This is a genomic window from Streptomyces bambusae, from assembly GCF_019400985.1.
In the GTDB taxonomy this organism is placed as follows: Bacteria; Actinomycetota; Actinomycetes; order Streptomycetales; family Streptomycetaceae; genus Streptomyces; species Streptomyces bambusae_A.
Map to the genome: position 1 here is coordinate 22,514 of NZ_WTFF01000037.1, position 10,497 is coordinate 33,010.

The following is a 10,497-nucleotide window of genomic DNA, read 5'->3' on the forward strand; positions in this document are numbered from 1 at the left end:
GTGTCCCCAGTGAAGATGCACGCCGACGAGGTCGACATCGACGCGTCGCTCGTCGAGCGGCTGGTCGCGGCGCAGTTCCCGCAGTGGGCGGGGCTGCCCGTACGGAAGGTGCGCTCGGCCGGTACGGACAACGCCATGTACCGGCTGGGCGAGGACATGGCCGTACGCCTGCCCCGCATCCCCGACGCCGCGGGGCAGGTCGGCAGGGAGCAGCGGTGGCTGCCGCACCTCGCCCCCCGCCTGCCCCTGGACGTGCCCGTGCCGCTCGGGCACGGGGCGCCGGGGGAGGGGTACGGGTTCGCCTGGTCGGTGTACCGGTGGCTGGACGGCGAGAACCTCCACGACCAGCCCCTCGCCGAACGCCGGCTCCACGACGCGGCCGCCGGACTGGGCCGCTTCCTCGCGGCGCTCCACCGCGTCGACACCACCGGGGCGCCGCGCTCGTCCCGCGGCGGTCGGGTGGACACCGCCGACGACGAGGTCCGCGCCGCGATCCGGGACCTGGGGGCCGACGGCACGCACGACGCCGGGGCCGCGACCGCCGCATGGGAGGCGGCCGTACGGGCACCGCAGTGGCAGGGCGCGCCCGTCTGGCTGCACGGCGACCTGCTGCCCGGAAACCTCCTCGGCCACCAGGGCCGTCTCACGGCTGTCATCGACTTCGGGCTCGTGGGCGTCGGCGACCCCGCGTGCGACGTGATGCCGGCCTGGACCCTGCTGACCGCCGGCACCCGCGACGCGTTCCGCGAGGCGGCGGGCGTGGACGACGCCACGTGGGCCCGGGGGAGGGGCTGGGCCCTGCGCTTCGGGCTCACCGCGGAGCACTACTACCGCGGCATCAACCCCGTCCTGGCGGCTGTCGGCCACCGCGCGGCGGCGGAGGCCATCGCGGACCACCACCGTCGCTGAGGCATCCCCGTAGGGAGCCGGGTAGGACGCGCGGAAGCCGGGTCGGAGGTCCACCTCCGACCCGGCTCCCGCGCGTCCGGATCCGGTGCTACGCCGTCGGCCAGGTCCTGCCCGCCCAGGCCACCAGCGGCCGGCTGCCCAGGCCGACGAACAGCAGGAGCGCGCCGAGCACCAGCCAGCCCGGCAGCCCCATCCCGAGCGGCAGCAGGCTCATCACCGCCGGGGCGACCGCCTCCACCGCCCCGCTGCCCAGCCCGAACACCCCGGCGTACTGCCCCTGCAGGTGCGCGGGCGCCAGTCCGAAGCAGTACTCGGTCGAGGCGGCCGCGTACCAGAGCTCGCCGAGGGCGAAGACGGCCATGCCGGCCATGAGCAGCCCCGTCGCCACCCAGCGGGAGGGTCCGTCGGCCAGTGCCATGAGCGTGAGCCCGGCGGCGAAGGCCGCGCCGGCCCAGGCCATGCGCTGACCGGCCGTCCGTACGTCGTGCACCCCGCGGCTCACCCTGACCTGCAGCAGCACCACGAAGGCCATGTTGAGCACCAGGACCGCCGAGACCACCCACCGGGGCGCACTCGTGTGCGCGACGATCCACAGCGGCAGCAGGAACCCGGACACGGCGTAGTTCAGCGACAGCACCGCATGGGCGAACGTGGCGCTGAGGTAGGTGCGGTCGCGCAGTGCCGCCCAGCCGCGTTCCTCCTTCCCGGCGGCCGCGGCCGCGATCCTCGGCAGCCGCAGGAGGATGAGGCCGCAGCTCACGTAGGCCAGGGCCCGGCAGACCACCAGGGCCAGGTACGCGGGCCGGCTGTCGATCTGGATCGCGAAGCCGGCGGCGACCGAGCCGAGCGCGAGGGCCAGGTTGGTCACCGACCGCAGGTAGCCGATGAACACCGTGGGGTTCCCGTCGGCCACCCCGCGGATGAGCGGCGCCTTGCTGGCCACGTCCGCGGGAATGATCATCCCCGAGACCAGTGAGACCGCGAAGAAGGACCAGAACGAACCGACCAGGGTGAAGCAGGAGATCGCCACCCCTCCGCAGAGCATGACCGTGACGTGGACGCGCTTGGGTCCCCACTGGTCCGCCAGCCGTCCGACCAGCACCCCGGCGACCAGGCCCGTCATGGCCCCGCCGAACAGGCCGGCCGCGACCTGTCCGGCCGGCAGCCCCACGACGCGCGTGAAGTACAGCGCGCCGGCGGTGGTGAACATCCCGCCGCCGAAACTGTTGGCGAAGGTGGCGAAGGTCAGGACCCGCTGCGCCGGCGATTCGGGCAGCAGCCTGCGCAGGCGGCCGCCGCGGGCGGAGGTGTCCGTCCTCGTCATCACCGCCACAGTGCGTCCCCGAAGCGGACGCCGGGGCGCAGCGCGGACTGGAGCGCGCGCAGTTCGCGCGAGGTGAGGCCGTCCGGGACGATCTTCACCTGCGGGCCGAACCAGGCCCAGACCTTGTCGAACCGCTGTTGCAGCTCCTCGGCGGTGCCCGCCGCCACCATGAACTGGCCGATCCGGTGGTCCGTACCGGAGACGGCGGGGGTGCGCTCGCCGACGGGCCGCTCGATCCGGACGAATTCCACCCCCGGCCGCGCCATGACCTGGTCCGCCGAGGGGCAGTCGAGCAGCAGGCCCGGACCGGCGGTCAGGTACGCGCCGCCGATGGCTCCCGGGCGGATCCTGACGTCGAGTTCGGGACGCCGTCCGAGCGCGACCTGGATGGCGCACGCGGCCAGGTCGACGTTGAACTTCGCGTGCACGACTTCCTGGACGAGTGCGCCGCCCCGGCGCGCGGCGCATTCGCCGAAGGTGAGCGCACCGGTCTCGGGGTCGTGGAAGAGCTCCATGTGGAACATCCCGTCCCGCAGGCCCAGCGCCGCGAGCGAGGCCGTGACCACGGGAAGGGCCCGGTCGTAGGCCCAGCTCTCGTCGGCGGGGTCGAAGTGGCGGAAGTTGAGCGGGCGTCCGCTGTCGACCGCGGTCAGGCACGGATCGCCGTACCGGCCGAGTGCGCAGAACAGCAGCTCGCCCTCGAACAGCACGCCGTCGGCGATCCATTCCTCGCCCCGGACGAATTCCTCCAGGACGAAGGTGCGCTGCCTGGTGCCCTGCCGCCGGTACTCCTCGCTGCGGCGGCGCAGCTCCGCGACCGAGGAGACGACGGACGTGCGCTCGGTGGCCGCTCCCGCGACCGGCTTCAACACGGCTTTGGCAGAGCCGAGTTCGGTGATCCCGGCGACGTCGTGGACGTCGTCGACGACCACCGCTCCCGCGGTGGCCAGGCCGGCCGCCCGGATCTCCCGCTTCTGCACCGACTTGTCCCGGAAGCGTACGGCGACATCGGGCGGGACGGCCGGCAGGCCGAGGTGGGCGGCCAGCAGGCCGACCATCACCAGGGAGTCCTCGGCGGTGGTGTACACGGCGTCGAAGGACCCGGAGGTCAGCCCGGCGCGGGCGAGCGCCATGAGGACGGCCTCGGCACTGGTGTGGTCGTCGACGCGGATCACCGTGACCTCGTCCGGTATCGCGATGTGCCCCTGGTCCCAGACGGCCGTACCGCAGACGACGGTGACCTCCAGCCCGAGGCGGACGCACGCCCGCATGCCGTACCGGTCGAGGCCCACGATCAGGATCCTGCGGGGGCTTGCGTTCTCCATGCGCTTCCTTCCTCGTGCGACGAAACCGCACCCAAAATTGCCAATCCCGGCAACATCATGGCAGCCCATTAACCCAGCCCTCGAAGTGGCTTGTCAATCACGGCAAACCAAATTGCCATCCATGGCAAATCGGGGCCGGGCCCCTGCGGCAGGCCTGAGCGACGCCCGACCCGAGGCCGCGCGCGCCACCGGTCCGTCCCGCCCCCGAGCGGCCGGCGAGGATCCGACGATTTCCGGTCAAACATGCAAAATCCAAGCCAGTTGAAACACTCCGGCGTTAGATTCGAATCGCTGTGCGGCCTCTGGGGGAGAAGGTCGAGAGCCTCTCCTCCCCCATGCCGTTCCTGAGGATGAACAGAGACGGCTCGTCGGACGGGAGGTCTGACCCATGCGATGGCGCACCCTGCTGCGGACCTCTTCCGCCACCGCCCTGCTGCCCTTCCTCCTTGCGTACGTCGTCGTCCTCCTGGGCGAAGGCATGACCCGCTTCATCACTCCCCACTACGGCCCCGCCGTGATCGGACGCATCGTCCTCGCACTGGCCCCAGCGGCAGCGGCATGCGCGGCCGGCGGCGCGTGGGAGGCGGCCCGGCTCCGCCGCGGCCGCGTCCAGGAGCAGGCACCGGTCCGGTCGCCCCTTGCCATCGCCGCGTCCGTTCTCCTTCCGGTCTGGGGCATGGGCCTGGCAGGACTGGCCGCGGCTCTGGTCCTCACCTCCCACGCGGCAGGTGCCCTGCCGGCGCTCTCCCACCTGGGCATGCTCGCCGCGCTCGCCGGTGTCCTGGCCGCTTCCTCCCTGTGGGGATATCTGCTGGGCCGGGTCGTTCCGGGCATCGCAGCCGCGCCCATCGCCATGGTCGTCGGCTTCTGCGCCGTCGGATTCCCCGTCTCCTTCGACCCGCCGTGGCTGCGCCACCTGGTCGGGCAGGCCTACGACGGTTGCTGCGAGGTCGGCACCGTGATCGACCCGGCCGCCGTGTGGTCGCCACTCGTCTTCGCCGCCGGCCTGTGTGCGGCAGGGGTGGTGGTCATCCAGTCCGTGGGCCGAGCACCGCGCGCTCTGGCCGTCGGCATTGCGGTGGTCGCCTCCGTGGCGGCGTTCCTGCCCGTCCGCGACATGGGATACAACCCCTTCATGGCCCGGGATTCCTCGGAACTGGTGTGCGACACCGACGGCACCCCGAAGATCTGCCTCTGGCCCGAGACCCCGGACCGCGACGGAGTCGGGAAACTCGTGCGCGCCCGGACCGTCCGGCTGCAGCAGGCCGGTCTTCCGGTGGCCGACACCTTCAGCGCTGTCCCTCACCCAGGTGAAGCCGCCTTCGGCAGCACCGGCCAGGTACGGCCCGACAACATCCCCCTGCGGATAGCGAACACATTCATGCCCGGGATCCCTGAATGTGCCCGGACCACCGGCAAATACCCCGCGTCCCCGGCCCGCAGCCCCCTCGACGGCTGGCTTACCGCCACCGCCGAAGGAACGGTACCTCCGCCGGCCCCGGGCCGGTTCTCCGCCGAGGACCTGGCCGTGGTCCGGCAGGTACTCGCCCGGCCCCGCGCGGACCAGCTCGACTGGTACGAGGCCAACCGCAAGGCGCTGTCCGGCTGCACGGAGCCGCCGCGCCTCGATGTCCCCGGAGCCGCACGGTGATCTGGTGGCTCAAGTCCCGCAGCGGCGCGACCCTCCTCGGGGCCACCGTCCTGACCGCCCTGATCGGCATCGGCCTGGGCCGTACGGTACTTCCGGTCCCCTCCCTGCTCGGCAGCGGCGGGGACTTCTTCCTCGGCGCGCTGATCACGGTCATACCCGCCGTCCTGTGGCTGAGCGGCACCGGACGTGTCACACCGGACACCGAAGCCACCGCTCTGCGACCGGTGCACCGCCTGGACACCGCCCTGGCTGCGGCCCTGGCCACGACAGCATTGACGGTCACCGCCGTCGCCTACGTCCTGGCCTCCGACGACATCGCGCTCATGGTCGGCCGCAACGCCACCTTCTACCTCGCCGCCGCGGTGATCCTCAGCCCCCTCGTCGGCCCACGAGCCGCAGCACCGCTGCTCACAGCGATCCCGATCGTCCTTTCGGTGGCCGGCTGGCGCGGCCGATACCCCCAGCCGTGGGCGATCATCCTCCACCCCGGCGATTCCGCCCGGGCACTTGCCGCGACGTCGGCAATGGCAGCGGTCGCCGGGCTCATCGGCCTCGGCGTTCGGACGAATCGCCCACTCCTGCAGGAATTCATCCGCCGGAACTGACGTGCTGCAGGCCAGAAACGGGGGGCCGGAGCGGGACCAACCGGTGACGGCCGTGACGGCCGCCGGCCGCGACCTCTGGGACGAGGACGTGATGAGGGCGGTACGTGCCGTGCGTGTTGATGGACGGACTGCGCCGGCTGCACGGGGACGCGATCGAGACCGATGTGATTCGGTCAACATTCTCCGTCCCTGCCGATCGCCGGCGGAGGCCCGGGAGAATGGGCGGTGATGGACATGACTTCTCCACCGCCCACCGGCCGGAGCAGCGGATACGGGCCGTTCGCGCACCTCACCGCCCCGAACGTGCTCGTCTACCGTGCCGTGATGCGGGCCTTCCTGGTGGCCAAGGAGCGGTTCGCCGTGCATCTGAGGCCCGAGGATGTGCAGGCCGTGCTGCCTGTCGGGATTCGGCCTGGCGAGCTCGATGCTGTGGTCAAGGCACTTGACAGCCTGGTGACTTGGGGAAATCTGCGGGCCGATCCGGATACCGGGCGGGTGACGGCCGTCGAGGACTTCTATCGCAAGCGTTTCATCTACCAGCTCACGCACGAGGGGGAGGCCGCCGAGCAGGCCCTGTCCGCCTACGACGACGCGCTCGGGCGGCGGGGTGCGCTGCAGGCGGTCGCGCTGCACGACATCGTCACGCAGTTGCGGGTCCTGCTGGTGCTGGCGGCCGAGGAGGAGCCCGATCCGGCCAAGACGCATCTCGCGCTCGACGCGCTCGCCAGCCGTTTCGCCGCGCTCGCCGACAATGCCCGCGCCTTCATGGGTTCCTTGCAGCGGACCATCGATCTTCATGACGTGGGCGAGGAGGTCTTCCTCGCGTACAAGGACCAGCTCATCCAGTACCTGGAGCGGTTCATCCAGGACCTGATCACCCTCGGCGCGCGGATCGCCCGGCTGATCCTGGAGCTGGAGGACGGCGGGCGCATCCAGCCCTTGTTGAGGGCCGCCGCCGCCCGCGAGGCGGCCGACGCGACTCCGCAGGAAGCCGCGTACGCCGAGCAGGCCGCCCACGAGCGATGGGTCGCACGGTGGGCGGGCCTCGCGGCCTGGTTCATCGGCCGTGACGGCCGGGAGTCGCAGTCCCGGCTGCTGCGCGGACGGGCCCTCGGCGCGATCCCGCAGCTGCTGGCGGTCGTTCGGGCGCTGAACGAGCGCCGCGCCGGCCGCTCGGACCGCTCCGCGGACTTCCGTACGCTGGCCCGCTGGTTCGCCGAGGCCCCCGACGACGACGCCCGGCACCGGCTGTGGCGCGTCGCCTTCGGGCTGTATCCCGCGCGTCACCTCAGTGTCGATGCCGAGACGCTGGCCGCCCGCAGCGCCCGTCCCGAAGCCGCGGCCACGCCCTGGGCCGAGGCCGAACCGCTGCGCATCAGCCCGCAGCTGCGCCGTACGGGCAGTTACGAGCGCCGCGGCAAGCCCCGCAAGGTCGAGGACCGGCAGGAGGCGCGCCGGCTGCTCGCGGAGACCGCCGCCAAACAGGCCGCCGAGACCGCCGCCGCGCGGGCCCGGCTCGCCGCCGGCGGCAGCGCCAGGCTGTCGGGGCTCGGCGAACTCGATCCGGTCAGCTTCCGGCTCTTCCTCCAGCTCCTCGGCGACGCACTGGCCACCTGGCGGCCCGGCATGACCCACACCACGGCCACCAGCAGCGACGGCTCCATGGAGATCCGGCTCAGGTCCCTGCCGGACGGATCCACGGCCGAGATCCGTACACCGCACGGAACCTTCCGAGGCCCCGACCACGCCATCGAGATCGTCGATCTCGCCACCGGGACGGAAGGGACGGGCGACGTACGGTGACCACCCCGCTCGCCGAAGTACTGGACGGGCAGCACGCCGCCGAGCTGCGCAAGGCGGCCCGCACGCTGCTGCGACAGCCGCTGCTCGTCGCGCACGGCCCCTTCGCCGACGAGTTCCGACTGGTCCGGCGGCACGCCTCCGAACTGCGTGAATGGTTCGACCGCAACACGGGCTGGTCACTCCAGGTCGACTCCGAGACAGCCCGGCTGGGCAAGATCCCCGCCCGCCTCGCCGACGCCACCCACCCCGCCCGCGAGGCCACCCGCAGCGCCGCCCCCTTCACACGCCGCCGGTACGTCCTGCTCTGCCTCGCCCTCGCCGCCCTCGAACGCGGCGAGGCGCAGATCGCCCTCGGCCGGCTCGCCGACCAGGTCGTGCTGGAGGCCGCGGACCCCCGGCTCGCCGCCGCGGGGATCCAGTTCACCCTGGACCGCCGCGACGAGCGGCTCGACCTGGCCGCCGTCGTACGGCTCCTCCTCGGCCTCGGAGTGCTGCGGCGCGTCGCCGGGGACGAGGACGCGTACGTCAGCGGGGCCGGCGACGCGCTCTACGACGTCGAACGGCGCGTGCTGGCCGGGCTGCTCGCCACCCGCCGCGGCCCCTCCACGGTCCAGGCCGCGGCCTGGGAGGAGCGGCTCGCGGAGCTCACCGCCGAGACCGCCCTCGACAGCGACGAGCTGCGCTTCCGCGCCCTGCGCAGCTCGCTGACCCGGCGGCTGCTGGACGACCCCGTGCTCTACTACGACGAGCTGACCGACGCCGAACTCGCCTACCTCACCCGCCAGCGCGGCTTCCTCACCGCGCGCATCACCGAACTGACGGGGCTCGTCGCCGAGGTCCGGGCCGAGGGCATCGCCATGGTCGACCCCGACGACGACCTCACCGACGTCCGCATGCCGGAATCGGGCACCCACGGCCACGTCACCCTCCTGCTCGCCGAATACCTCACGGCGGCCGGCGGCGGCCCGGTCAGCACGGCCGACCTGATGCGGCGGGTCACCGAACTGGCCGCCGAGCACGGCGGCTTCTGGTCGAAGTCGGCGCGCGAGGCAGGGGCCGAAGGAGAACTGGTGGAGCAGGCGGTCGCCCGGCTCGCCTTCCGTACGCTCGTCTGCGGGCTCAAGGCCGTCAGCGGGCGGGGCATCGCCCGCCACTGGTGGGCGGTGACGGCGCAGCGGATCGATCACGCGTCGCCCGCCGAGGTACGCTCACCCGGATCCCTGAGCCTCCTCGACGCCACCGGTACGGTGCTGTCACGGGACCGGCTCATCGAGGCGGTGTCGGGCCACGGCCTGGTCCACGACCAGGCCAGGACCTACCGCCGGGCCGTCGACGAGGCGTTGTTCGGGCTCGGCGAGCAGCGTTACGGGGCGCTGGTGGACCTGCTGATCCAGCTGCGCCAGCCCCAGCTGTCCAAGCGGCCCAACGAGGCCGCCCTGTCCCGCGCCCTCACCGAGGCACTCCCGCCCCTGGACCAGGCCGTCATCGCGGACGTGGCCGAGGCCTTCCGCTCCCTGGACGAGGAGAAGGAGGAGCTGCGGGCCGCCAGGGCGGCCGAGGGCGCGGGCGCCGCGTTCCTCGACCACTACCGGCGCTATGCCCGCATCGCCTCCCGCCGCCGCGCGCGCCTGCCGCGTACGGAGCACTCGAAGTACGAGCACCTGCTGCGCGACCTCGCCGGAGCACAGGACGAGAAGGCGGGCGCCGAGGAGGAGCGGGCGGCGGCCGCCGAGCGGATCGCCGAACTCGTCGAGACGCAGGTGCGGTTGCAGGCCACCGAGGCCGCCCTGCGCGAGGGCCCCGAGATGCGCAGCGCGCGGGAACTGGAACGCGCCGCCCGGGCCGTGGAGCGGTCCCGGGACGACAGCGCCCGCGCCCACGCCGACCGGGACCAGGCGGCGCTGCTGCACACCCGTGCCCTGGGCCGCCTCGGAGCCGCCGAGAACCGCCTCCAGGCCGCCCGGCAACGGACCGAGGACACCCTCCGCCGGGCCGGCGAGGTCGCCCGGGAGGCCAGGCTGGACCTGCCCGGGGCCGGGGGTGAGGCCGGAGCCGAGGGCGTGCCGATCGCAGAGCTGCGCGCCGCCGTGGCCGAGGCGACCGATCGCCGACGGCGCACCCTCGCGCACGTGGAGGAGCTCGCCGGCCAGGCCGAGGAAGCGGCGGCCGGGCGCCGCACCGCCGCGCTCCGGCTCGACGAGGCGGAAGCCGACCTGGTCCAGGCCGCCGAGGCGCAGGAGGGGGCCGACGCTGCCGTGACGGCGGTCGGCCGGGCGCTGGTGGACGCCGTACGCGAGCACGCCGGCCGGTGCGCGGAACTGGTGTACCCGGACCCGACGGGACTGCTGGACGAGCTCCAGGAGTGGGTCGTCCACCAGGACGGCCCCTACCCGGCACGCCGGTACGCGGCGCAGGCCCACAGCACCCTCGCGGCGGTACTCGCCGACCGGACGGCGGAAGCCGCGCAGCACCGGGCCGCCCTGGCCGCCCGGGCCCGGGAGGCGGAGCACGAACTCGCCGCGCTGGAGGCAGGCGGCCGGCGCGCGCCCGCAGCCCCGTACACCCGGACGCCAGGTCTGCGCGATCGGACGCCCGGTGCTCCGCTGTGGCGGCTGGTCGACTTCCGGGAGCACGTGGGCGAGCGCGACCGGGCCGGTCTCGAAGCGGCCCTGGAGGCGGCCGGACTGCTGGACGCCTGGGTGCTCCCCGACGGCGCGGCCCTGACCGCGGACGGCCACGACGTACTCCTCGCGCCACGGCCCGGCCCGACCGGCGGTCCGGCCGGCGGCCCCGCCGGCCGGGCGGCGCTCGCCCACCGGCCGGTCCACGCCTTTCCCCTATACGCCTTCCCCGGCCCCAGGGGACCCGGCCTGCTTCTTT

General features: G+C 73.4%; 7 protein-coding genes. 5 read left to right on the forward strand and 2 right to left on the reverse strand.

Features of this window, described 5'->3' with window-relative positions:
* Window positions 1-15 precede the first annotated feature (15 nt).
* On the forward strand, window positions 16-909 hold the full coding sequence (locus GPJ59_RS08420) for an aminoglycoside phosphotransferase family protein (RefSeq protein WP_219665843.1): 894 nt from the start codon (window positions 16-18) through the stop codon (window positions 907-909).
* 88 nt (window positions 910-997) lie between these two features.
* On the opposite strand, the gene GPJ59_RS08425 is transcribed toward GPJ59_RS08420, so the two are convergent.
* Together GPJ59_RS08425 and GPJ59_RS08430 are read right to left on the reverse strand one after the other, a co-directional pair.
* On the reverse strand, window positions 998-2,233 hold the full coding sequence (locus tag GPJ59_RS08425) for an MFS transporter (RefSeq protein ID WP_219665836.1): 1,236 nt from the start codon (window positions 2,231-2,233) through the stop codon (window positions 998-1,000).
* A complete protein-coding gene (locus GPJ59_RS08430) occupies window positions 2,233-3,558 on the reverse strand; it encodes a hypothetical protein (RefSeq protein ID WP_219665837.1) in 1,326 nt (441 codons plus the stop codon). Before GPJ59_RS08430 ends, GPJ59_RS08425 begins: the two co-directional genes overlap by 1 nt.
* Before the next feature lie 388 nt (window positions 3,559-3,946).
* On the opposite strand from GPJ59_RS08430, the gene GPJ59_RS08435 reads away from it, so the two are divergent.
* The 4 genes from GPJ59_RS08435 to GPJ59_RS38425 form a co-directional block, all read left to right on the forward strand.
* On the forward strand, window positions 3,947-5,209 hold the full coding sequence (locus GPJ59_RS08435; protein ID WP_219665838.1) for a DUF7224 domain-containing protein: 1,263 nt from the start codon (window positions 3,947-3,949) through the stop codon (window positions 5,207-5,209).
* Window positions 5,206-5,814, forward strand: a complete 609-nt coding sequence (locus GPJ59_RS08440; protein ID WP_219665839.1) for a hypothetical protein — start codon at window positions 5,206-5,208, stop codon at window positions 5,812-5,814. Before GPJ59_RS08435 ends, GPJ59_RS08440 begins: the two co-directional genes overlap by 4 nt.
* 234 nt (window positions 5,815-6,048) lie before the next feature.
* A complete protein-coding gene (locus GPJ59_RS08445; RefSeq protein ID WP_219665840.1) occupies window positions 6,049-7,617 on the forward strand; it encodes a TIGR02677 family protein in 1,569 nt (522 codons plus the stop codon).
* Window positions 7,614-10,497 (forward strand): TIGR02678 family protein (locus GPJ59_RS38425; RefSeq protein WP_308120194.1); only part of this gene is annotated, 2,884 nt, incomplete at its 3' end. The genes GPJ59_RS08445 and GPJ59_RS38425, both read left to right, overlap by 4 nt.

Bases quoted from the DNA above. Each gene is read 5' to 3' on its own strand.
- GPJ59_RS08420 (WP_219665843.1), top strand. From the start codon at position 16: ATGCACGCCGACGAGGTCGACATCGACGCGTCGCTCGTCGAGCGGCTG.
- GPJ59_RS08425 (WP_219665836.1), bottom strand. From the start codon at position 2,233: ATGACGAGGACGGACACCTCCGCCCGCGGCGGCCGCCTGCGCAGGCTG.
- GPJ59_RS08430 (WP_219665837.1), bottom strand. From the start codon at position 3,558: ATGGAGAACGCAAGCCCCCGCAGGATCCTGATCGTGGGCCTCGACCGG.
- GPJ59_RS08435 (WP_219665838.1), top strand. From the start codon at position 3,947: ATGCGATGGCGCACCCTGCTGCGGACCTCTTCCGCCACCGCCCTGCTG.
- GPJ59_RS08445 (WP_219665840.1), top strand. From the start codon at position 6,049: ATGACTTCTCCACCGCCCACCGGCCGGAGCAGCGGATACGGGCCGTTC.